Consider the following 22,295-nt stretch of genomic DNA (forward strand, 5'->3'; position numbering starts at 1 on the left):
CTTAGTTGGCCAAAATTGATATTTGTGATATGTGAGGAAGAGCTTCCAGGTTGTTGGTCAGCTCTTCCGTAATCATTTGATCGACTTCGATGACCATCAAGGCCATCTCACCTTTTTCTTTGCGGCCCACTTCCATATGGGCGATATTCACACCGCGCGCAGCGATGGCGTTACAGACACTGGCTATGACGCCAGCACAATCATTATGGACGACCAGGAGTGCAGGATAATGTCCAGATAGGCGGAGCGGAAAGCCGTTCAGCTCAACCACTTCAATCGTTCCTCCGCCAATAGAAATTCCGACCAGTTCCATCGTGCCTTTTTGGTCACCGATGACAATCTTTGCAGTATTCGGATGTTCCGCTTCTTCCGTCTCCGGAATGAATTCAAACTTCATCCCGTGATGATCCGCATCGTCAAATGCGGTTTTAATGCGTTCATCGAATGTATCGTAATCCAGCAGCCCGCCGATAATGGCCAAATCAGTGCCATGGCCTTTATACGTTTCCGCAAATGAACCGTATAGATGGATCTTCGCCCACTCCGGCTGCCGGCCGTACAAGGAACGTGCCACTCGGCCAATCCTAGCGGCACCGGCGGTATGGGAGGAGGAAGGCCCGACCATGACAGGACCGATGATTTCAAACACTGATCTGAATTTCATACTCCCGGCTCCTTCCGTTCATATGTTCTGTTCTAGTAACTATTTTACACAAGAAATGATAGAAAAACAAAATTGTAGGCTGTTGTAATTCGTTACCGTCAGCCCGCAACTTTAACATTATATTTGGAACGATATTGGATTATATATGATCGGTCGGTGACCTTTTCTACTATGATAAGTTGAAAAATAACTTCTTCTAACCGTTGATTTCCGTTCCGAGCGGACGCTTTCCGCGGGTACGGCTTCAATCAATCGAACAACGAAGGGTTCGATTTGTTGCCAAACGCTACGCTTTTTGGCACAAAGGCCGTTCTTCGTGACGGCCTTCGCTGGATTCGCCGCTCTGCACTCCAATCACCTAAGTTAATAGGTAAAATAATAAATTCAACCTATATAGGTTCACGATTGTTTCAGAATAGAATTGTGTCGGTATCTGCGAATTCGGCAGCGGTATTGCCGCAAAACCACGTTTCATAACTGGGGCGGGAAAGTTGCAATGAAATTTCAAATAATACTTGATCCCAAAACTCCCCTCTCTCTTTCCTGTTCGGCTTCTACTTTGTCCATTTCTTGTTCGTCACCGTAAAAAAATATTTCGAACTTCCCGATGTTCGGCAAATAAACCGTCGAAACCGGATCATCCAGGTTCATACTCGCTAAATGTTTGTACAATTCAGCTTCAGATTTAATTTGTTGCATAACTCTTTTCTCCCTTCTTTTCATGTTATCTAATTAAAAAAACAGGCAAAGAATTCTCTGCCTGTGCTCGGTTTTATTCTACTGAAATGATATACGGATACAACGGCTGTTTACCGTCGTAAAGCTCCACTTCTACATGATCGTAGGTTTCTTCTATATAATCCTTGAAAACATTGGCGTCTTCTTCGCTAACATCCTCACCATAAAGCAGGGTGACAATTTCATCATCCTCGTCGATCATCGAAGCAAGCAACGTTTGCATCACTTCCTCGACGGCTGGGGCGGAGGTGATGATTTTGCTCTCCGAAATGCCCATGAAGTGATCTTTTTTGATATCGACCCCGTCAATCGACGTATCCCGCACCGCATATGTGACTTGACCTGTTTTGACATCGGATGCCGCGTCCGTCATGGCGGCAGCATTGTCGTTGACGTCGGCTTCTGGATTGAATGCGAGGATGGCAGCCAATCCTTGTGGCACCGATCGGGTCGGTACGACGGCCGCTTCAATCCCGGCCACTTCCGCCGCTTGCTCCGCCGCCATGATGATATTTTTATTATTCGGCAAGATGAGTGCCCGTTCCGCACCGACCTCTTTAATCGCCTTGACGATATCTTCCGTAGATGGATTCATCGTCTGGCCGCCTTCGATGACCGCAGAAGCTCCGACACTTTTCAATAAATCAGCGATGCCGGACCCCATGGCGACTGTGATGACGGCATACAGATGACGGTCGGGTTTCGATGGGGCTGCGGCGACATGACCCTCTCCGACAATTTCACTATGCTGTTCGCGCATGTTCTCGATTTTTATTTTAATCAAGGAGCCGAATGTTTGGCCATAGTTCAAGGCATCTCCCGGTTCTTCGGTATGGATATGTACTTTCGCCACTTCCTCGTCCGAGATGACTAGCAAGGAATCACCGAAATTGCTCAGCGCTTGGCGGAATTCTGTCTCGTCGTACGGGTTGTCCTGCAGTTTCCGGTCTTCGAATTTCACCATAAATTCCGTGCAGTAACCGTAGACGATATCTTCTGTATTCATGAACCCTTGCACGCTGCGGTGGTGCTCTGCATTGACCAGGTCTTCCATTGATTGGATCTGTGTTTTTTCGGGAAGCGCTTCCCCTTTCAAACATGCCAAAAAGCCCTCGTAAACATAGACGAGACCTTGTCCGCCGCTATCGACGACGCCGACTTCCTTCAAGACGGGTAGCAGATCGGGCGTCCGATCCAGCGATGCCTTCGCCTCTTGCACAACCGCTTCCATGACAGCGACCACGTCATCTGTCGTGCCGGCCACTTCCACGGCATGACGTGCAGCATCTTTCGCAACCGTCAAGATGGTCCCTTCCACAGGCTTCATTACTGCTTTATATGCGGTATCCACCCCATATTGCAAAGCTGCCGCGAACTTGACGCTATCGAGGGACGCTTCCCCTTCAATCGCTTTGCCGAAACCACGGAATAATTGTGAGAGGATTACCCCCGAATTTCCACGGGCCCCCATCAACAGACCTTTCGACAAGGCTTGAGCCGTTTGGCCGATATCAGACACCGCATTTGCTTTCGTTTCTTTCGCCCCGGAGGACATCGATAAATTCATATTCGTTCCGGTATCCCCGTCCGGTACCGGAAAGACATTGAGCGAGTCAACGTAGTCGGCGTTCTGGTATAGATGGTGGGCACCCATCTCCACCATTTCCGCAAATTTCAAACCATCGATAAATTTCATTAAAACTGTATCCTCCTTTTACAAGTTCGTCACCCGAACCCCTTGAACAAAAATATTAACGGATGTAACGGTCATGCCCAGCGTCTTTTTCAAGGTATACTTCACTTTAGATTGAACTTGATAGGCGACTTCGGAAATTTTCGTTCCGTATCCGACAATGATATACATATCGATGTGAATGTCGTCACCAATTGTACGGACGATGACGCCCCGTCCAAAATTCTCTTTCCGAAGGATTTCAGTCAGGCCATCCCGGATCTGATGTCTTGAAGCCATCCCGACAATTCCATAACATTCGATTGCCGCTTCCCCGACCACTTGAGCGATAACGTCATTGGTGATATCGATCTTACCGAATTCGTTCTTCACTTCGATTGACATGAGTAGATCCCCCTTGCATCCTGAATCAATTACGCCTTGGCGTAATTGCGTCCGGATTTTGAATTGCGAATCGAACAGCGCAGGGTTCGATTTGCCGTATTTCTGCGTTCTTTGCAGAAATTAAGGCACTAGCCGTTGTAGCTAGATATACGCAATTAACTCCCCCACAAAATCCGTGACATCCGCCGGAGGCTTAAATTGAATTCAGAATGGATTCAAGTTAACTTTCCTTATTGTACTACACCCATCTGTATAAGAAAAGAAAGCATTCCTATTCGAAGGCATGCGGAAGCGTCAAGGGAATTCACTTGAAAGATGTCGCAAAAATGGTTGCAACCCGTCATCCTATATGATAAAGTACTATGGTATGCGAATAACAAGTAGATCGCTTAATCATCATTCGCAAGGAGGTACTGAAAATGGCTAAAGAATGTGTTATCACAGGACGCAAAGCCCGTGCAGGGAATGCTCGTTCCCACGCGATGAACGCTAACCGACGCACATGGGGTGCGAACCTTCAAAAAGTCCGTATTCTTGTAAACGGTAAACCGAAGCGTGTATGGGTTTCTGCACGTGCACTTAAATCAGGAAAAGTTCAACGCGTATAAGCGAAGGACGCTTTCTGCATATGTGAGCGGATTTCCGCACACGAAGAAAAAGCTAATGATCCATATAGGATGGGTCATTAGCTTTTTTTCATGTAGTAGATTAGGATGACGGGCGAAATAGTTATCAGCGGTTTCCTGGAGATATCAGCATTTGGGATAACTTATCAGCTGTTCTTCGGAGATATCGGCGCTCGGGATAAATTATCAGCCGTTCTCCAAAGATATCAGCACTCAAAACAAATTATCAGCCGTCCTCCGAAGATATCAGCACTCGAAACAAATTATCAGCCGTCCTCCGAAGATATCAGCACTCGAAACAAATTATCAACCGTCCTCCGAAGATATCAGCACTCGAAACAAATTATCAACCGTTCTTCAAAGATATCAGCACTCGAAACAAATTATCAGCCGTTCTCCAAAGATATCAGCACTCGAAACAAATTATCAGCCGTTCTCCAAAGATATCAGAACTCGAAACAAATTATCAGCCGTTCCTCGAAGATATCGGCACTTGCGTCAAAATAGCAGTCATTCTCCAAAGATATAAGCGATTGGGACGAGTTTTCAGCCGTTCTTCAACGCTTCAGATGGGCACAAATCAGGTTGTCAACTTCCAAAAATAAAAACAGACATCTCGCAAACTAGCCGACTTAGAAAAAAACGCAAGGCTGGGTCGAGTCAGCCTTGCGCTTTTTCTTTTTTCCTCTTCTTGCTTTTCGTGGCGGTCGCTTTTGGTTTCTCGTCTTTCTGGAAAGCGACCATACATTTCCTCACAAAGCCACTCACGAATTTCGGTAGCGTAAATGTATAAACTCGCAAATCCCCACCCCTTTCAGGAATCTGAACTCCTTACCATTAAGCATATGCCTTCCCGGAAAGAGATAGTACAAACTTCTGAGGCGGTTTCATTGCTCGTGAATTTCGTTGTGCCAATTTCTAATGTTGCATCGACCGTTTCGTATTTGAACCCGGTCAGCGTCAGTTTTTTCACTGGGCCGACGAAGGAGAAGAACGAGATGAACGGATATCGTTCATCCCGGGTTATCCGATGGACGCCCGCCCGGAGGATGGATATTTCATTCGTTTGATTGCAAACCATGAATTTGATGTGCTTATGTTCTTCTTGCAGGCGATGCATGAGATGGAGTGCGGCTTCCGTATGGTCCAATCTTCCACCCGTCACCCCGGTCAAGATGACACGGTCCGGTTTAAAGGAAAGGGCATGCAGTACCGCCAGCTCCGTATCCGTCTGATCCTTCTCGGAGTCAGCTTTTTCAATATAACTGACCGACTCCAGAATTTGATCGTATTCCGCATCCGTCACGGAATCGAAATCCCCGATCGCCGCGTCGGGGATAATTCCGCTGTTTAACAGATGAACCGCTCCACGATCCGCGCCGACATACATGACATCTTCTTCGGCAAACGCCTTCAAATCCAGGACATCGGCTTCCGGTCCCCCGGCACAAATTATTGCGATTTTCATCGAATCAGCGCCCCTTCACCAGCGGATTTAATCTTCTGCAACGCTTCCGCCCGATTTGGCGCGTTGTAGATGGCGGAACCCGCGACAAAAATGGTGGCCCCTGCCTCCACACAAGGGATGATTGTTTCTTCATTGATTCCTCCATCGATTTCAATCTCAATCGACAGCCCCCGCTCCTTGATGATATCCGCCAGTTGCTTCACTTTCGGAATGACGGAATGGATGAATTTTTGGCCTCCGAACCCCGGATTGACCGTCATGAACAGAACCATATCCACTTCATCGAGAACATGCAAAATCGTTTCAACCGGTGTATGCGGATTGAGGACCACACCCGATTTGACCCCTTTCGACCGGATCAATTGCAAAGTGCGGTGCAAATGGCGACAAGCCTCCACATGGACGGTGATGTAATCCGCGCCTGCATCGGCAAAAGCCTCAATATACATATCGGGATTTTCAATCATCAAATGCACATCAAGCGGTAGCTTCGTCACGGGACGCAGTGCTTCTACCACGATCGGACCCATGGTGATATTCGGGACGAAATGGCCGTCCATGACATCGACGTGGATCAGTTCAGCACCGGCTGCCTCCACTTCTTTCACTTCTTCGGCTAGTTTTGAAAAATCTGCTGATAAAATGGAAGGTGCTATTTTAATCATTTTTATCATACCTCGGCTTTCGGTCGGTAATTTCCTGCATGAACTGCAAATAATGGTCATAACGATGGCGCGGGATATCCCCGGCCTCCACCTTGTCTTTCACTGCACACTTCGGCTCTTTCAAATGCAGGCAGCCGCGGAACTTGCAATCCGCGGACACCTCATCAAAATCAATGAAATAATGGGGCAGTTCCTCTTTTTCGATATGATCGAAATCGAGGGAGCTGAACCCGGGCGTATCCGCCACCAAGCCCCCTGCCACCTCATGCAGTTCCACATGGCGCGTCGTATGTTTACCTCGCCCTAAGGCATCGGATATCTCGCCCGTCCTCAGTTCCAATTCGGGCAACATCGTATTCAACAACGTCGATTTCCCGACGCCGGATTGGCCGGCCAACACCGTCGTCTTCTCTTTCAAGTAAGGCTTCAGCGTCTCGAATAACGATTCATCTGCGATGAACGTCCGGATGACGTCGTATCCCATTTTCTCATAATAGGCTGCAGCTTCTTCGACAATACTACGTTCCGCTTCCTGTGCCAAGTCCTTTTTCGTCAAGCAAATGACTGGCTCGATGCCGAACGATTCGACTACGACAAGAAACCGATCCAGCAAATGTAGGCTGAATGCTGGCTCCACCATGGAAAACACGAGCAATGCCTGATCGACATTCGCGATTGGCGGACGGACGAGCTCATTGCGCCGCTCATGGACCACCGTAATGGTCGCATCGTTCTCCCCGTCCGGGACGTATGTGACAAAATCACCGACGAGAGGGGAAATGCCGCGATTGCGGAACACGCCCCTCCCCTTGCATTGAATCAATTCCCCATCCGCTTCCACGTAATAAAATCCGCTGATCGCCTTCCTGATTTGTCCTTCCGCCATCCTATCCCTCTTTCTATTTTACATCGTCATAGCCGATTTGCTTTTCTGTAACTTCAGTCGAATCCCGCATGATCCGGTACATACCGATCTGTCCTTCTTCTAGTTCGATGGAAATTTGCTTACTCGTTGTTTCGGTGATCTCGAACTCTTCAGCAGGTTCGTCCATGGAATGTTTCCGATCTTGGATGTAAATGCGGATTGTCTGCGGAACCCGTTCCTCACTACCATCCCAATTTCCGTACTCTTCATTCCAGTCGGGCTCTTGTGGAACGTATTCGATCGTCACCGTTTGAATGTAATGCTTAACTGGCTTCTTTTCAGGCCCTTTCGATAGGACGACTTCAATCTTTCCACCTTTCGGCAGTTCGGTGCCGGCTTTCGGTGTTTGTGAAATGACCCGGCCTGCAGGCACTGTGCCATGATGCTGTTCACCGACGACAACGATTTCAAATCCGGAATCATCAGCATAATCCCTCAACTGGCTATCACTAAAACCACTCAGCCCGGCTACCGATCTCTTTTCGACCCCTTTACTCACAGTGAAGACGAGATCGGTATCCTCCGGGACAATTTCCTCTCCCGCTTCAGGGTCTTGCCCGATGATTGTGCCGGGTGGTTCATCGGAAAACTCTTCCTTAGGTGTGATGGATTTGAATTCGGATTTCTCCAACACATCCACGATCCGGTCGTCGTAGTCATGCCCTATATAGCTTTTCATCTCGATTGTCGCTTTACCGGAACTGACGTAGATTATGACAGCTGTTCCCACATCCTGTTTCTCGCCGGCTTCCGGCATCGTGCGGGTGACTCGTCCTTTTTCTATCGTCTCTGAAGGTTCCTCCTCCTGCTTTTCCACCGTAAATCCTTCTTCCGCCAAGAGATCCTCCGCTTCTTTCACTTCCATGTTTTCCACTTCTGGAATCTCCTTTTGCTTCGGTCCGATCAAGCTGGGCAGCAAGAATATGAGGAGCAATATAACTAGTGCCCCAATGACGGATCCAAGGATGATCGGCCATTTTTTCCTCTTTTTCTTCTGAGGAGGAGGTTCGGGAGCCGGAGGGGCGACAGGTTCGATCTTCTTCGTCTCTTCGATGTGCTCAAAATTTGCATTATCCCTGACAATCGGGATGGCAAGGGTTTTATCATCATCGAAAGGGATCGTGAACTTTTCTTCATATAAGCGTTCCGGTGATAACACCGTCAGCAGGTCATCGTACATCTCATCCGCCGACTGGTATCGGTACGACGCATCCTTCGCCGTCGCTTTCAAGATGACGTTTTCCACGCTTTGCGGAATCTCCGGAAATAAAGCCCGGACAGAAGGCGTCTCTTCCTGCAAATGCTTCAGGGCGATGGCCACCGCCGTCTCTGCCGAAAAAGGCAATTCCCCTGTCAGCAGCTCATAAAACACGATTCCGAGCGAATAGATGTCCGACTTTTTCGTAGCCATACCGCCTCTTGCCTGCTCGGGTGATAAATAATGGACGGTTCCGATGACTGAATTGGTTTTCGTATGAACTGTCGCGCTCAGCGCCATTGCAATTCCGAAATCGGTTATTTTCACATTTCCATCCGAATCCATCAAAATGTTCTGCGGCTTGATATCCCGATGGATGATGCCGTTATGATGGGCATTTGAGATGGCCGATACGAGCTGGCGCATGATGGGCACAGCCTCTTCCGGCCGCAAAGGACCATTCGTTTGGATGAATTTTTTCAAGGTTTGCCCCTCGACATATTCCATGACGAGGTAATGAAGTTCCCCTTCCTCCCCGACATCGAATATATCGACGATGTTTGGATGGGTGAGGCTCGTTGCGGATAACGCCTCCCGCTTGAATCTGCGTTTCAACTCATCTTCGTTGGCAAAGTCATAATTAAGCACTTTGATGGCGACATCCCGCTTCAGGATGATGTCGTGGGCTAGATAAACTTTCGACATCCCCCCATCGCCTATCCCTTTCAAAATCTCATAGCGACCGCCGATTCTGCTTCCGATCATGGAAGGTCCACCTCCCTGTCGGCCAAGTCCACCAGAATAACGGAAATATTATCTTCGCCACCTCTTTGATTCGCCAAATCGATCAAAGTTCTCGCTTTGTCATGAAGGGGCGCATCCGTCCATACGATCTCACGGATGGAGTCCTTGCAGAGTTTATTGCTCAGCCCGTCTGTACAAAGCAGCAAGTAAGAGACGTCGGTTAGTTCAACTGTATAAAAATCGGGTTGGATCGTCTTCTCGGAACCGACCGCCCGCATGATCCAATTTCGCTGCGGATGGACGGCGGCCTCTTCTTCCGTGATCTCCCCGCTCTCCAGCAGGATATTGACGTAGGAATGGTCCCTTGTCACTTGCTCGATGCCATGCTCATTCAGCACATAGACACGGCTGTCCCCGATATGTGACACGAGGCACGTATTCCCTTGGACGAGAACCGCCTCCAAAGTCGTTCCCATTCCGGAATACTCTTCATTGTCCTTGGCATGTTCATAAATCAGGCCATTGACGTGGATGACTGATTCCTGAAGCCACTCGTCCCATGGAAAGTCTGCATCCACTTGCGCTGCACCGAGCTCTTTGAAACGCTCCCCTAATATCCGGATCGCTGTGGAACTGGCAAAATCTCCGCCGCGATGGCCGCCCATGCCGTCTGCGATGACCGCCAGGAGAATCCCTTCCGGAAGCGTATAAACAGCAGCGCTGTCTTCATTGATCGTCCTTTTTCTTCCGATGTCGGTCAAGACTTCGTACTGCACCATTCTTCCCCTCATTTCCAAATTACAACTCAATTCTCCCATTTCCAGTTTTACGGAATGCTGCGACAAAAAAACCATCGCCGCCAAAGTGCTGAGGCAGCACTTGGAGCATATCCTCTTCACTGTTCAACTTCTTAAAGTCTTCCAGCTGGCCCAACGGAACCCTTTTCATATCCGCATGTTTTTGCAGGAATTGTTCCGCCACATCCCGATTTTCCGCTGCATCGACCGTACAAGTGCTGTAGACAATGACTCCATCCGGCTTGATCAGTTCGTGTGCCGTATCCAAAAGTTCCGATTGAATGATTGGCAAACCCGCCAAGTCTTCTTCTGTCTTATTGTATTTAATTTCCGGTTTGCGCCGGATTACGCCGAAGCCGCTGCAAGGGGCATCCACCAAGATCCGGTCAAACGACGCCGGTCCATAAAGTTCGGCCAACTTGCGGCTATCTCCACTTTTCGCTTGGATGGATGTCAGTCCGAGACGGTCGGCATTCTCTCGGATGAGGGACAGTTTGTGATCGTGGAGGTCATGCGCAAATACCTCCCCCTCATCATTCATTAATTCTGCAATGTGAGTCGTTTTTCCTCCCGGGGCTGCGCACATATCGAGCACCCGCATCCCTGATGACACATCGAGCGCCAGAGCGGGCAACATCGAACTTTCATCTTGAATCGTGACATACCCTTTCCGGAACGCCTCGGTCTGGATCGGATTGCCTTTCAGCGGAATGAGCGCAGAAGGGGCCACCTCTCCACGTCTCACTTCGACTCCTTCCGATTGAAGCATCTCGATCACTTCTTCCACAGTCGCTTTCGTTCGGTTCACCCGAAGTGTAATGGCGGCTGGATTGTTGTTTTCATGTGCCATCGCCACTGCTTCCGCCTCGCCGTATTGCTCGGTCCATCTCTGGATCAGCCACTCGGGATGGCTCGTCTCGATTGCCGTCTTCCGCGTCCCTTCCGGCAGTTCGTCCAAGGAACGCACCCCTTGGCGTATCACATTGCGCAGGATGCCATTGACGGTCGGGGCAATCCGTTTATGCCCCCGCCTTTTCGCGATTTCCACCGCTTCGTGAACGACGGCATGGGGTGGAATCTTGGTCAAATAAACAATCTGATAAAGAGAAAGCCGAAGAAGCTCCCGCACCCAATCATTCAGCTTCCCGCGGACAAACGGCTCCAAATAATAGTCAAGTGCCATCCGGTGCTGCAAGGTGCCATACGTCAACTCGGTCAATAAACCTCGATCTTTCGCCTCTATCTGATATTTCTTGATCGTGCGGTTCAGCAGCAAGTTGCTGTACGCTTGATGTTGATTGATTTCCATTAAAATCGAAAGGGCGGCATCCCTAACATTTCCGTTCCAGATCTTCTGTTTCGGTTTCGTCATTCGAACCGGTCTCCTTCACTCCATTTCGAACCGATGCCACGGACAAATACGTCTGCCGGCATCCGCTTCTTACCAGCAGGCTGCAGATCCGTGATGGCAATCGACGTATCATCGCCGGTTTTGACGATGATTCGATCTTGTTGAATTGCCAGGATTGTTCCCGGATCAGCGTCAGCAGTGGACTTCCCTTTTTCCGCCCACCAGATTTTCACATTTTCTCCGCCGAATGCCGAATAAGCGACGGGCCATGGATGAAGGCCACGGATTTGATCATAAATCGCCTTGCCACTATTCGACCAATCGATTTTTTCCTGTTCGCGTGAAATATTACGTGCGAATGTCACTTGGTCTTCGTCTTGAGGAAACCTTTCATTTGTCCCTTCTATAATGGAAGGAAGTGTCTCTTTTAGTAGAGCCGTCCCCGCTTTGGAAAGCGATTCGAACAGGCTTCCGGTATGATCGGTTTCCGTAATCGGAACACGCACTTGGGAGATGATATCCCCGGCATCCAACTTTTCCACCATATACATGATTGTCACACCTGTTTCCGTCTCCCCATCGATGATCGCTTGATGGATCGGAGCGCCCCCTCTGTATTTAGGCAGCAAGGAAGCATGGACATTGATGCAGCCGAGGCGCGGAGCTTCCAGTAGCTCCTTCGGCAAAAGTTGGCCGAATGCCGCCGTGACGATCAAATCGGGTTCCAGGGCTATGATTTCATCCAATTCTGCAGAGCCTTTTAACCGTTCTGGCTGGATTACCGACAATCCGAGGCGAAGCGCCTCTTCCTTAACCGGTGGAGGCGTCAGAACTTTTTTTCTTCCGACAGGACGATCAGGCTGCGTCACGACAGCTACAATCGTATGTCCTTCTTCATGAAGCATCGTTAAAACAGGGACGGAGAAATCCGGCGTTCCCATGAATACGATATTCGTCAAAGCACTTCCCCCTCTCCGTCCTCTTCATCAGCCGGATCCTCCTCGAATTCGGAAGGATCGACGACCCGGATGATTTTCGAATCAAACAAAATACCGTTCAAGTGATCGATTTCATGGAGGATCGCTCTCGCTTCATAGTCTTCCGCTTCAATTTCATAGAGAGAGCCGTCCCGCTCCTGCGCTTCCACTCGCACAAAAAACGGGCGCTCCACTTCTCCATACAGTCCCGGGAAACTAAGGCAGCCTTCCACTTCAATTTCGGATCCGCCGATAGCCGTCACGACCGGGTTCACCATTTCGATGACGTCTTGTCCTTCCCCCATATCGACGATGGCCACACGTACCGCCTTGCCGACTTGAGGCGCAGCCAAGCCGATTCCGTCCGCTGCCACCATCGTTTCATACATATCGTCCAATAACTTGCCCAGCTTTTTATCAAATTTCACGACCTCTTCACATTTCTGTTGAAGGATGGGATCAGGGTGTTTCACAATTTCCAAGATTGCCAATTCAATTCCTCATTTCTAGATCTAGTCCACAATATCTCAATCACAACCGGTGTCTTCATTTGGCGTCAGAAGATGGAGGTCGGTTCTACGTCGACCGTCATCGTCAGCCCCGATTTGATCCAATCGGTCCGGTAATATCTGATGAGCTGTTGTAAGGTTTCGATCAGCTTCGGTTCTTTTTTGTATTTTATCAAACATTGATAGCGATATCTATTGTTCACCCGACTGATTGCGGCAGCTGTCGGACCGATGATGACCGTTTCGGGCGACAAATTATCCCGCAGGAACCTCGCCCCTTTATCCGCAAAGTCAGCCACTTTCAATACATCCTCATGGCTGAATTGCACAAGGGTGATGTAATAGAACGGCGGGTAGCCGTACTGTTTCCTTGCCGCCATTTCCAATTGGTAAAACGGCTCGTATTTTTGCGTTTTCGATAAATCGATCGCATAATGCTCAGGCGAATACGTCTGGATGAACACTTCACCGGGCAAATCATGACGTCCTGCTCGCCCGCTCACTTGTGTCATCAATTGAAACGTCTTTTCCGCCGCTCGGAAATCCGCCAAGTGAAGCGTTGTATCAGCCGCCAGGACACCAACGAGCGTAATCCTCGGGAAATCAAGACCTTTTGCGATCATCTGCGTGCCAAGGAGAATATCCGCCTTCCCTTCACTGAATTGCCGGAGCAATCTCTCGTGGGAGCCCTTTTGCCGGGTCGTATCGACATCCATCCGCAGAACCCGGGCTTCGGGGAACAGCTTCGCAATCTCCTCCTCCGCTTTCTGGGTGCCCGTCCCGAAGAAGCGGATATGTTCGCTTTCACATTGCGGACATTGGAGCGGAACCCGTTCTTCATGGCCGCAATAATGGCATTTCAGCTGTTCATGCGCCCGATGGTACGTGAGTGAAATATCGCAATTCGGGCATTCGACCACCGTTCCGCAATCTCTGCACAGGACGAATGACGAAAACCCGCGTTTATTTAAAAACAGGACGATCTGCTCGCGCCTTTCCAAGCGTTGCCGGATCGCTTCCGCCAATGGGACGGAGAACATGGAGCGGTTCCCGGTCTTGAGCTCTTCCCGCATATCGACGACCGTCACAGTCGGCATCGCCTGTCGCTTGGCGCGATGGGATAATGTCAATAATGTATAGACCCCTTTCGAAGCCCGGGCGTATGATTCCAAGGAAGGCGTCGCACTGCCCAGAATCACTGGACAGCCGTAATATTCCGCCCGTTTGATTGCAACATCCCTCGCATGGTAACGGGGTGGCTCTTCCTGTTTGTACGATGATTCATGTTCTTCATCCAGAATGATGATGCCCAAGTTCTCAAAAGGGGCAAAAATGGCGGATCTCGCTCCGACTACGACTTTCACTTCGCCCCGGCTGATTTTCCGCCATTCATCATATTTTTCTCCCGCGGACAAGCCGCTGTGCATGACGGCGACCAACGAACCGAATCGCTCGATGAAGCGGGATGTCATTTGTGGGGTCAATGAAATTTCGGGAACGAGGACGATCGCTTCCTGCCCTTTTTCCAGCACCCGCTTGATCGCCTGCAGATAGACTTCCGTTTTCCCGCTTCCCGTCACACCATGAAGGAGGAACGTTTTCGATTGTCCTCTATCCATGGAGGCCGCCACCGCATCGACGGCATGGCGTTGCTCCTCTGTCAGGGAGAGCGGGACAGGAGTATCTTTCAACTGGGGAGCGACCGGTTCCCGGTATACTTCTTCCATTGTTTCCGTCGCCGCACCTTTTTCAATGACCGCTTTCAGTACGGCCGGCTGGATGCGAGATTGCTCCAGAAGATCTTTCGCCCACACCGTTTTCCCTGCCTGCGTCAGCATCCAATCTAGCAGTTCGGCTTGTTTTTTTGCGTTCGCATGGATGGTCTCCCGTATTTTCAAGAGCGTTTCGGTATCCGCTATCCGGACGGCACGCTCTTTTTTCATCGCAGTCTGTTGGCGGACAATCGTATCGACAACGATTGCGCCCGACTCAACGTATCTCTTTAATAGATTCACAAATCCGGATGCCACCGCCTCCTTCATCGGAATCCTCTTCCGGCCCGCAATGAGCTTCGCAAACCCTTCGTCGTTAATGAACTCTTCCCGTTCGACGACGATGAATTTTTCATATTTCGCTCGCATCGCGGCAGGCATCATCACTTGAAGGGCATCGATTTCATAAGAGAGTGTTTCATTTGCCAGCCATTTTGCCAAATGAAGCATTTCTTTTGAGATGACCGGCTCCAAATCGATCAATTCATCGATCGGTTTCAACTTTGTCATATCCAAATCGCTTTCCGACTTCAATCCGGTTATATAGCCAAGCACCTTCCGTGGACCGAACGGCACTTTAACTCGGGAACCCGGTTCGACCGCCGATTCCCAATTCGGGGGGACCAGATAATCGAAAGGCCGATCAATCGGATACGCTGCCACATCGACAATCACTTCAGCGATCATGGATTGTATCACTTTCTTCCCGTATGATCGTTTCAAGTAACAGCGTGGCCAGTTCTTTTTTCGGCATCGCCTGGAATGGCTGATGCAGACCGTTCTTGGATAGGAGAGTGACGACGTTCGTATCTTTTCCGAATCCGGCATCGGGATCCGTCACATCGTTGACGATGATATAATCCAAGTTCTTGCTTTCCAGTTTTCCTTTCCCGTACTCCACCGCGTGCTGGGTTTCTGCCGCAAAGCCGACCAACAGCTGATCCGCTTTCATTTCACCGAGCGTTTTTAAAATATCGACTGTGCGTTCCAACTCGATATTCGAATCACCCGATTGCTTTTTCATTTTCTGGGGATGGATTTCTTTCGGACGATAATCCGCAACGGCCGCTGATTTGACGACCATATAAGCGTCATCGTATTCCGATTTCACCGCCTCGAACATCTCCGCGGCGCTCTCTATGTCAATCACCCGCACTCCCGCAGGTTTCGGCAAACCGACCGGACCGGAAATAAGTACCGTATCGGCTCCAAGTGCGGCCGCCGCTTCCGCCATCGCATAGCCCATCTTGCCGGTGGAGAAGTTGGATACGTAGCGGACCGGGTCGATCCGTTCCCGGGTCGGCCCCGCTGTGATGACCACCTTTTTACCGGAAAGCGGAAGGTGGGCACGCTTCGATTGGAATCTTTCCTGGACGAGAGCCACGATTTTCTCAGGCTCTTCCAAGCGGCCTTTTCCGACATAACCGCAAGCAAGGAATCCTTCCGACGGCTCGATGAACCGATATCCGTCCTCATGAAGACGGGCAATATTTCGGACGACTGCTTTATTTTCATACATATGGACATTCATCGCGGGTGCAATCCACACTTCCGCGGTCGTCGCAAGCAAGGTCGTCGTCACCATATTATCCGCTATGCCGTTTGCAAGCTTTCCGATGACATTGGCTGTAGCGGGCGCAACGATGACTAAATCAGCCCAATCCGCGAGATCGATATGGGCAATCACTTGGGAATCCTTTTCATCAAACGTATCGAAATAGACATCATTGCGGGACATCGCCTGGAATGAAAGCGGCGTCACAAATTCCATTGCGGATTCGGTCATCATCACTCTCACATCCGCTCCGGCCTGCGACAGTTTGCTGACGAGCGCCACCGCCTTGTAGACAGCGATCCCCCCCGTCACACATAGAAGAATTTTTTTATTATCCAGCATCCTTCTCTTCCTTTCTAAAAATGACAAACTCCCCAAGAAAAACTCGTTTCTAAGGGAGTGTCACGCTACATTATGAATGGTACAGGTCAGATTTCGTCTTCATAGACGATGGAATCATCCTGCTTCTGTTTTTTCAAAACGCCCGCAGCCACTTCCTCCAACGCCTTGCCCACGTTCTTTTTGGATTGGTACGAATGGAGCAGCTTGTTGCCTTCCTCCTGCATTTCACGCGCGCGCTTCGCTGCGAGCGTGACGAGCGTATACTTGGAATCGATTTTATCTTTCAGAGAATCGACCGATGGATTCAACATTGTTTTTCAACCTCCAACATATGTAAATAACGTTTCTCGACGCGTTCCCGGCGGCAATGTTCCGCGATGACAATGGCATTGATGCGATCGCACGCTTTCGACACTTCGTCATTTTCCACGACATAATCGTATAGATTCATCATTTCGAGCTCTTCTCTAGCTTTCGCGACACGGGACGCGATGACATCCGTCTCTTCGGTCCCTCTGCCGATCAGACGCGTCTCGAGCTCGGACAGGCTTGGCGGCGCCAGGAAGATGAATAGACCATCTGGCACTTTGGAGCGTACTTGGGCAGCCCCGACCACTTCGATCTCCAAAAAGACATCCCTTCCGGCATCGAGTGTTTCATTGACATAATCGAGCGGGGTGCCGTAATAATTCCCGACATACTCGGCATACTCCAGCAGCTTTCCTTCTTCGATCAATTTCTCGAATTCATCGCGTGATTTAAAGAAATAATCCACGCCGTCCACTTCGCCTTCACGGGGGCTCCTTGTCGTCATCGAGATGGAGTATTCGTAGTTCGTATCAGGTTGTGTAAAAAGCTCTTTCCGGACCGTCCCTTTACCAACGCCGGAAGGTCCCGATAGGACAATTAACAGCCCTCGTTTTTTATACATGTAATCCCTCTTCTATCCTGTTCTGATTTTCAATGGATGACGCTATTTGAATCCACCTAATCTGTTCATATTGTACCATAACTCCCACCTATAATGCTAAAATGGAGAAAATGAATTGAAAGAGGAATCCACATGGCATTTGATGGTTTATTCACAAAAGCGATGGCCGGGGAACTGCAGGTGCTGAAAAACGGCCGCATTTCCAAAGTCCATCAACCGAACACGCAAGAAATTGTCCTTCTTATCCGCGCCGATGGGCAGAATCATAAGCTCCTGATTTCGATCCACCCTTCCTATTCCCGTATCCAATTGACTGACGAAGTCATCTCCAATCCAGCCGAACCGCCGATGTTCTGCATGGTGCTGCGCAAACATCTGGAAGGCGGGATGATCCGCTCGATCGAACAATTCGGGAACGACCGCATCATTGCGTTTGATATCCGGGCTAAAAATGAAATCGGAGACGATATCAATCGGAAACTCGTCATCGAAATCATGGGGCGGCATAGCAATCTCCTGTTGGTCGATCCGGACCGCGATTTGATCATTGACAGTTTGAAGCATCTGCCGCCATCCGTAAATAGCTACCGGACTGTATTGCCCGGGCAGCCTTACATCCCAGCGCCGTCCCAGGACAAGGCGGATCCGTTTGCTGTCTCAAAGGAAGAATTCCTATCCTGGCTTCCGAAATTCGAAAACGCTCGGGATATTGTCGGCGCTTTGGCGGGGTTCTCCCCGATCACCGCGGAAGAATTGCTTTTCCGTCTGAATGCGGCTGCAGACAGAGATAAATATGAGGTGTTCACAGAATTTCTGGCATCGTTCACCAATCAATCCGGCTCGCCGAATATTTCAGAAATCGGAGCTAAAACAGTCTTTTCTGCCGTAGCGCTCACCTATGCTGACCGGACCGTCGCGGAATTCCAGACGCTCGGTGATCTGCTCGACAAAGTGTATTTCGCCAGGGCGGAAAGAGAACGGGTGAAATCGCAGGCCGCCGATCTGGAACGCTGGCTCGATAATGAAATCGCGAAATTGACCCTGAAGATGAAAAAGCTTCAGAAAGAACAAGATGCGGCGGGCCAACTGGACAAATTCCAGCTATTCGGCGAATTGTTGACAGCCAATAGCTACGCCGTCCAAAAAGGGGCGACGGAAGCGACAGTCGATAATTACTACGAGGAAGGGACGACGGTCACCATTCCGCTCGATCCAAGAAAATCTCCGATTGACAATGCACAGCGCTATTATGCCCGCTATACGAAAGCGAAGACGGCATTGGTCATGATTGCCGAGCAATTGGAAAAGGCGAAGGAAGACATCGATTACTTCGAAATGGTCAAACAGCAAGTATTGCAAGCATCCCCAGAAGACATCGAAGAAATACGTGAAGAGCTGGCGGAACTTGGATTCATGCGGGCCCGCAGGTTGAAAAAGAAGGCCAAACCGAAAAAAACGGCTCCGGAAGCCTATGTGTCTTCAACCGGTATTCCGATTTCCGTCGGGAAGAACAATAAGCAAAATGATCATGTGACGTTCAAATTGGCGGCACGGGACCATCTCTGGCTCCATACGAAGGATATTCCCGGATCTCATGTTGTTGTCCATACTAGCGAACCGGATGAACAAACGATCCAGGAAGCCGCGATATTAGCCGCCTATTTCAGCAAAGCCCGGGAATCCTCCTCGGTACCCGTCGACTATACACAGATCCGGCACGTCAAAAAGCCGAGCGGGGCGAAGCCGGGGTTTGTCATTTATTTTGAACAAAATACGATGTTTGTGACGCCTGATGAGGATGTCGTGCGAAGGTTGAAGAAGTGAGAATCATAACGGGGAGTGAAAGTTCTACTTCACTCCCCTGTTTTTTCATTTTATAGGGCAATCATCTGCTCTCCTGCTTAGGTTCGGCCAAGTCTGTCATTGGGCCGGCTGAGGAGTCCTTCCGTTTTGTGGAAAGAGAAAACTGGATTGCCACAATAACGAAAATTGCAATGGCGAGAAAGCCATATTGGAAACGGACCGATTCGTTGGATGCAATTGAACCGACCCCTTCCAATAGGATCGGCGATAAAAATTGACCTAGGAAAATGAAGCTCGTCGTAATGGCAATCGCCCGATCGCTTTTTTCCATGTTCACGCGGTCGATCACTTTTAGTAAAATCATTGGAAACAGGACCCCTTGTCCGAATCCGATAAACAGGACACTCACTATGATGAGGGGGATTGAATGGGTGAATGAAAGAAACGTGAAGGATAAACCCATGAACAGCAACATGGTATGGATCGCATATTTCTTCAATAACTCTTCGATGTGGACGAGTGTCAGACTCGTAATCATCCCGCCAATCGTTGAAAAGGAAATGATTGTGCCGGCAAGCGCCGTTCCTCCGATTTCATTCTGCTCCAGATACAGCGCCATGCTGGTTGCAATCGAGTAGTAGGCGACCATGATGCCGCCCATAGCCAACGCGTATCCATAAATGATCCAAGGAACTCTGCCCTTTGGCTGACCATCGATAGTACGCGGCACTTCATTCTTCGGTAAAAAGAAAAAGACCAGAAACAGGATGCCTAAACCCATGAAATAAACATTAAAAGGCGCGCGCCAGCTAATATTGGCAAGAAAACCGGCCAGCATGACCGTGACGATGCCGCCAAAATTACTGAATGCCGAGTTATAGCCCATCATCATCGTCCGTTCTTTATCGTCAAAATAATCATTAATCAATGACATGGACAATGGCATGATCAGGCCAACCCCTACCCCGAGCAGCAAGCGGAAGACCAATAATGTATTGATCGACTGCACAAATTGTGCACCTGTACCGGCCAAGACGTAGATGGATAACCCGATAAGCAGGATGGTCCGCTTTGGCAATTTCGTTATAAGGAAGCTCGAAACAAATGAAAAAAAGACAATCATGAGAGATGGAGCAGTCAGTATGAGTTTCAATTTAACTGCACTCGTATCCGGGAACGCGTTGCCGATCAGCGCTATGGCGGGGGAAATGGCCGCTCCCGCCATGACGGTCGCCATGGAAATGGATATGATGGTAGGTTTCATCATTTTATTCATATGACTCACTCATTTCTATCAATGCGAAACTGAATTTATCTAGACCGTGGAAATGTAGAAGATTTTGCGAAATGAAGGTTCTTGAAAGTAGACAATTTTTCCATCCCGCTCCTCCTGCCGCACATATCCTTTGGACTCCAAATAGATTAAATTGGTAATCGTCTGCATGAAAGCGGGCATGATCCGTCTTCCTTCGTGAGTGGGATAGACGATTCGGGATACGTCATACGCCGTCTTCCCTTCTTTGCCGATCGCTTTGTATGTCTGTTGCCATCTTTTGTTGTAATGGGATCGCATCTCAGCAATCCGGCCGGACAGATCCTCGAATAATTCGCCATGTCCGGGCAATACAAGTGCCGTTTGGCAGTTTTCAATTTTTTCGAGAGACTCCAGATAGGCCAGCAGCGGATTATCTCCCATATGTCGGGAAGTAACAATCGGATTTATATGCTTCAATATATGATCACCCGTGAACATCACTTTCCCGTTCTCATCGTAAAAGCAGCAATGGTCTTTCGAATGGCCGGGTGTCCAGATGACCCGGTACTCGGAATCCCCGATGCGGATGCTGTCCCCTATCTCAAAAAAAACGTCGGGTTCGAATTGGAACGTGTCCGGTTTGTAATATTGTTTCGACCTGTCATCTTCGGGAGGGTAAAGTGCGGCCCCGTTTTTGAGCGCGAATGGGGTCATAGCGTCTTCATAATCGTCTTCAAACATCCGGCGGGCGTCCACCAATTCCTTCCGTCCTTTATCGGACAACCAAATCGGAACATCGTATTCCCTCTGAAACCAAGCGGCGAGCCCCAGGTGATCAGGATGGGCATGCGTCACAACAATTTTCTCGATGGGGAAACCTTTGTCGAGGACAGCCTTCCACACTTCCCTCGCTTCCTGTGTGTTATCTCCCGTATCGATAACCGTAAACCCCTGTTTTCCTTCCACTGCGTAACTGTTCACTTCTCCCATATCGAATGGCATCGGCACTTGCAACCGGAAAATACCGGCTCCCACTTCTGTCAACATCGCGGCACTCCCCTTCCTTCCATTCAAGTTTAACGTGCCATAATCGTCCCGCCGTCCACCATGATCGTCTGGCCCGTAATGTAATCCGCATCATCACTTGCAAGGAACACGACGGAGCGTCCGATATCCTTCTCGCAATCCCCCATCCGCTTCAATGGGACGAGCGACACCATCTTCTTATAGGCATTCGGCTGTTCCTCCTCCATCCGCTCCACTCCCGGAGAATTGGCAATCGGTGACAGCAGATTCACCGTAATGCCATAGCGGCCCCATTCATTTGCGGCCACCCTTGACATACCGCGGATTGCCTCCTTTGCCGCCGCATACGAAGCTTGCCTACTAAGTCCGACCATGCCTGCGCCCGATACGAAGTTGATGACCTTCCCTTTTGTCTCTTTTAAATAAGGAAGACTATGCTTCATCAAAAGAAAAGTAGGCCAAAATCCAGTGTCGAATGAATACTCCATATCTTCTTCCGTCGTTTCTTCCAACAACACATTATTTGTTGCGTGCGCATTATTCACCAAGACGTCCAGCTTGCCGAATCGTTCGATCGTCCGCTCGACCAGTTCAGGCAGCTTCTCCCGGTCTCTCAAATCGGCCTGGAGATAAATCGTATCGCAGCCCAACTCACGCAGCTCTTGTTCCGTCGCTTTCCCTTTATGTTCATTCAATCCGACGAATGCGATGGCGGCCCCTTCCTTCGCGAACGCATGACAAATGCCTCGACCTATTCCTGAAGAGCCGCCCGTGATCAGCGCTACTTTTCCTTGCAATCTCATAAGATAACTCCCTTTCCTGGCAACCTGTCACAGAATTGCCCAACTATTTTATATGGTATGATAGTTTGC

Annotated in this window: 22 protein-coding genes; 2 read left to right on the top strand and 20 right to left on the bottom strand. The window is 49.5% G+C overall.

Features of this window, described 5'->3' with window-relative positions; genetic code table 11:
* Nucleotide 1: 1 nt before the first annotated feature.
* From sdaAB to MKY41_RS07335, 4 genes are all read right to left on the bottom strand, one after another.
* A complete protein-coding gene (gene sdaAB / locus MKY41_RS07320; protein WP_340744406.1) occupies nucleotides 2–664 on the bottom strand; it encodes an L-serine ammonia-lyase, iron-sulfur-dependent subunit beta in 663 nt (220 codons plus the stop codon).
* Nucleotides 665–1,168: 504 nt separating this feature from the next.
* Nucleotides 1,169–1,363, bottom strand: a complete 195-nt coding sequence (locus MKY41_RS07325) for a hypothetical protein (protein ID WP_340744407.1) — start codon at nucleotides 1,361–1,363, stop codon at nucleotides 1,169–1,171.
* A 73-nt stretch (nucleotides 1,364–1,436) separates the two neighbouring features.
* Complete coding sequence (locus MKY41_RS07330) at nucleotides 1,437–3,098, bottom strand: DAK2 domain-containing protein (protein ID WP_340744408.1); 1,662 nt, start codon at nucleotides 3,096–3,098, stop codon at nucleotides 1,437–1,439.
* An 18-nt stretch (nucleotides 3,099–3,116) separates the two neighbouring features.
* A complete protein-coding gene (locus MKY41_RS07335) occupies nucleotides 3,117–3,479 on the bottom strand; it encodes an Asp23/Gls24 family envelope stress response protein (protein WP_041073991.1) in 363 nt (120 codons plus the stop codon).
* 419 nt (nucleotides 3,480–3,898) lie between these two features.
* On the opposite strand from MKY41_RS07335, the gene rpmB reads away from it, so the two are divergent.
* On the top strand, nucleotides 3,899–4,087 hold the full coding sequence (gene rpmB, locus MKY41_RS07340) for a 50S ribosomal protein L28 (protein ID WP_041073990.1): 189 nt from the start codon (nucleotides 3,899–3,901) through the stop codon (nucleotides 4,085–4,087).
* Nucleotides 4,088–4,765: 678 nt separating this feature from the next.
* On the opposite strand, the gene spoVM is transcribed toward rpmB, so the two are convergent.
* The 13 genes from spoVM to gmk form a co-directional block, all read right to left on the bottom strand.
* Nucleotides 4,766–4,906, bottom strand: a complete 141-nt coding sequence (spoVM, locus tag MKY41_RS07345) for a stage V sporulation protein SpoVM (protein WP_340744409.1) — start codon at nucleotides 4,904–4,906, stop codon at nucleotides 4,766–4,768.
* Nucleotides 4,907–4,919: 13 nt separating this feature from the next.
* On the bottom strand, nucleotides 4,920–5,573 hold the full coding sequence (locus tag MKY41_RS07350) for a thiamine diphosphokinase (protein ID WP_340744410.1): 654 nt from the start codon (nucleotides 5,571–5,573) through the stop codon (nucleotides 4,920–4,922).
* A complete protein-coding gene (gene rpe / locus MKY41_RS07355) occupies nucleotides 5,570–6,238 on the bottom strand; it encodes a ribulose-phosphate 3-epimerase (protein WP_340744411.1) in 669 nt (222 codons plus the stop codon). Before rpe ends, MKY41_RS07350 begins: the two co-directional genes overlap by 4 nt.
* Nucleotides 6,231–7,124 (bottom strand): ribosome small subunit-dependent GTPase A, encoded by an 894-nt coding sequence (gene rsgA, locus MKY41_RS07360; protein ID WP_340744412.1) that lies wholly within the window; start codon nucleotides 7,122–7,124, stop codon nucleotides 6,231–6,233. Before rsgA ends, rpe begins: the two co-directional genes overlap by 8 nt.
* A 13-nt stretch (nucleotides 7,125–7,137) precedes the next feature.
* Nucleotides 7,138–9,126 carry a Stk1 family PASTA domain-containing Ser/Thr kinase gene (gene pknB / locus MKY41_RS07365; RefSeq protein WP_340744413.1) on the bottom strand — a complete coding sequence of 663 codons (1,989 nt, stop codon included), beginning with the start codon at nucleotides 9,124–9,126 and terminating at the stop codon, nucleotides 7,138–7,140.
* Nucleotides 9,123–9,884, bottom strand: a complete 762-nt coding sequence (locus MKY41_RS07370) for a Stp1/IreP family PP2C-type Ser/Thr phosphatase (protein WP_340744414.1) — start codon at nucleotides 9,882–9,884, stop codon at nucleotides 9,123–9,125. The genes pknB and MKY41_RS07370 overlap by 4 nt, the downstream gene beginning before the upstream one ends.
* 19 nt (nucleotides 9,885–9,903) lie before the next feature.
* Nucleotides 9,904–11,274: a 16S rRNA (cytosine(967)-C(5))-methyltransferase RsmB gene (gene rsmB / locus MKY41_RS07375; RefSeq protein WP_340744415.1), complete on the bottom strand. Its 1,371-nt coding sequence runs from the start codon at nucleotides 11,272–11,274 to the stop codon at nucleotides 9,904–9,906.
* Nucleotides 11,271–12,212 carry a methionyl-tRNA formyltransferase gene (fmt, locus tag MKY41_RS07380; protein ID WP_340744416.1) on the bottom strand — a complete coding sequence of 314 codons (942 nt, stop codon included), beginning with the start codon at nucleotides 12,210–12,212 and terminating at the stop codon, nucleotides 11,271–11,273. The genes rsmB and fmt overlap by 4 nt, the downstream gene beginning before the upstream one ends.
* Nucleotides 12,209–12,721, bottom strand: coding sequence for a peptide deformylase (gene def, locus MKY41_RS07385; protein ID WP_340744417.1), 513 nt, complete (start codon nucleotides 12,719–12,721; stop codon nucleotides 12,209–12,211). Before def ends, fmt begins: the two co-directional genes overlap by 4 nt.
* Nucleotides 12,722–12,786: 65 nt before the next feature.
* The gene (gene priA / locus MKY41_RS07390; RefSeq protein ID WP_340744418.1) at nucleotides 12,787–15,198 is read right to left on the bottom strand and encodes a primosomal protein N'; all 2,412 of its coding nucleotides are present in this window, start codon (nucleotides 15,196–15,198) and stop codon (nucleotides 12,787–12,789) included.
* The gene (gene coaBC, locus MKY41_RS07395) at nucleotides 15,188–16,408 is read right to left on the bottom strand and encodes a bifunctional phosphopantothenoylcysteine decarboxylase/phosphopantothenate--cysteine ligase CoaBC (protein WP_340744419.1); all 1,221 of its coding nucleotides are present in this window, start codon (nucleotides 16,406–16,408) and stop codon (nucleotides 15,188–15,190) included. The genes priA and coaBC overlap by 11 nt, the downstream gene beginning before the upstream one ends.
* Nucleotides 16,409–16,494: 86 nt before the next feature.
* Nucleotides 16,495–16,719 (bottom strand): DNA-directed RNA polymerase subunit omega, encoded by a 225-nt coding sequence (gene rpoZ, locus MKY41_RS07400; protein WP_340744420.1) that lies wholly within the window; start codon nucleotides 16,717–16,719, stop codon nucleotides 16,495–16,497.
* The gene (gene gmk / locus MKY41_RS07405) at nucleotides 16,713–17,339 is read right to left on the bottom strand and encodes a guanylate kinase (RefSeq protein ID WP_340744421.1); all 627 of its coding nucleotides are present in this window, start codon (nucleotides 17,337–17,339) and stop codon (nucleotides 16,713–16,715) included. Before gmk ends, rpoZ begins: the two co-directional genes overlap by 7 nt.
* A 132-nt stretch (nucleotides 17,340–17,471) precedes the next feature.
* Here gmk and MKY41_RS07410 point away from each other — a divergent pair, with 132 nt between their 5' ends.
* Complete coding sequence (locus tag MKY41_RS07410; RefSeq protein ID WP_340744422.1) at nucleotides 17,472–19,163, top strand: Rqc2 family fibronectin-binding protein; 1,692 nt, start codon at nucleotides 17,472–17,474, stop codon at nucleotides 19,161–19,163.
* Between the two features lie 61 nt (nucleotides 19,164–19,224).
* On the opposite strand, the gene MKY41_RS07415 is transcribed toward MKY41_RS07410, so the two are convergent.
* The 3 genes from MKY41_RS07415 to MKY41_RS07425 are packed head-to-tail and all read right to left on the bottom strand — an operon-like array spanning nucleotide 19,225 to nucleotide 22,226.
* Nucleotides 19,225–20,418: an MFS transporter gene (locus MKY41_RS07415; RefSeq protein WP_340744423.1), complete on the bottom strand. Its 1,194-nt coding sequence runs from the start codon at nucleotides 20,416–20,418 to the stop codon at nucleotides 19,225–19,227.
* 39 nt (nucleotides 20,419–20,457) lie between these two features.
* Nucleotides 20,458–21,444 carry an MBL fold metallo-hydrolase gene (locus MKY41_RS07420; RefSeq protein WP_340744424.1) on the bottom strand — a complete coding sequence of 329 codons (987 nt, stop codon included), beginning with the start codon at nucleotides 21,442–21,444 and terminating at the stop codon, nucleotides 20,458–20,460.
* A gap of 29 nt (nucleotides 21,445–21,473) precedes the next feature.
* The gene (locus MKY41_RS07425) at nucleotides 21,474–22,226 is read right to left on the bottom strand and encodes an SDR family NAD(P)-dependent oxidoreductase (RefSeq protein WP_340744425.1); all 753 of its coding nucleotides are present in this window, start codon (nucleotides 22,224–22,226) and stop codon (nucleotides 21,474–21,476) included.
* Between the last annotated feature and the right edge of the window lie 69 nt (nucleotides 22,227–22,295).

The organism is Sporosarcina sp. FSL W7-1349, from assembly GCF_038003045.1.
GTDB lineage: Bacteria > Bacillota > Bacilli > Bacillales_A > Planococcaceae > Sporosarcina.

Bases quoted from the DNA above. Each gene is read 5' to 3' on its own strand.
- sdaAB (WP_340744406.1), bottom strand. From the start codon at position 664: ATGAAATTCAGATCAGTGTTTGAAATCATCGGTCCTGTCATGGTCGGG.
- MKY41_RS07325 (WP_340744407.1), bottom strand. From the start codon at position 1,363: ATGCAACAAATTAAATCTGAAGCTGAATTGTACAAACATTTAGCGAGT.
- MKY41_RS07330 (WP_340744408.1), bottom strand. From the start codon at position 3,098: ATGAAATTTATCGATGGTTTGAAATTTGCGGAAATGGTGGAGATGGGT.
- MKY41_RS07335 (WP_041073991.1), bottom strand. From the start codon at position 3,479: ATGTCAATCGAAGTGAAGAACGAATTCGGTAAGATCGATATCACCAAT.
- rpmB (WP_041073990.1), top strand. From the start codon at position 3,899: ATGGCTAAAGAATGTGTTATCACAGGACGCAAAGCCCGTGCAGGGAAT.
- MKY41_RS07350 (WP_340744410.1), bottom strand. From the start codon at position 5,573: ATGAAAATCGCAATAATTTGTGCCGGGGGACCGGAAGCCGATGTCCTG.
- rpe (WP_340744411.1), bottom strand. From the start codon at position 6,238: ATGATTAAAATAGCACCTTCCATTTTATCAGCAGATTTTTCAAAACTA.
- rsgA (WP_340744412.1), bottom strand. From the start codon at position 7,124: ATGGCGGAAGGACAAATCAGGAAGGCGATCAGCGGATTTTATTACGTG.
- pknB (WP_340744413.1), bottom strand. From the start codon at position 9,126: ATGATCGGAAGCAGAATCGGCGGTCGCTATGAGATTTTGAAAGGGATA.
- MKY41_RS07370 (WP_340744414.1), bottom strand. From the start codon at position 9,884: ATGGTGCAGTACGAAGTCTTGACCGACATCGGAAGAAAAAGGACGATC.
- rsmB (WP_340744415.1), bottom strand. From the start codon at position 11,274: ATGACGAAACCGAAACAGAAGATCTGGAACGGAAATGTTAGGGATGCC.
- priA (WP_340744418.1), bottom strand. From the start codon at position 15,198: ATGATCGCTGAAGTGATTGTCGATGTGGCAGCGTATCCGATTGATCGG.
- coaBC (WP_340744419.1), bottom strand. From the start codon at position 16,408: ATGCTGGATAATAAAAAAATTCTTCTATGTGTGACGGGGGGGATCGCT.
- rpoZ (WP_340744420.1), bottom strand. From the start codon at position 16,719: ATGTTGAATCCATCGGTCGATTCTCTGAAAGATAAAATCGATTCCAAG.
- gmk (WP_340744421.1), bottom strand. From the start codon at position 17,339: ATGTATAAAAAACGAGGGCTGTTAATTGTCCTATCGGGACCTTCCGGC.
- MKY41_RS07410 (WP_340744422.1), top strand. From the start codon at position 17,472: ATGGCATTTGATGGTTTATTCACAAAAGCGATGGCCGGGGAACTGCAG.
- MKY41_RS07415 (WP_340744423.1), bottom strand. From the start codon at position 20,418: ATGAATAAAATGATGAAACCTACCATCATATCCATTTCCATGGCGACC.
- MKY41_RS07420 (WP_340744424.1), bottom strand. From the start codon at position 21,444: ATGTTGACAGAAGTGGGAGCCGGTATTTTCCGGTTGCAAGTGCCGATG.
- MKY41_RS07425 (WP_340744425.1), bottom strand. From the start codon at position 22,226: ATGAGATTGCAAGGAAAAGTAGCGCTGATCACGGGCGGCTCTTCAGGA.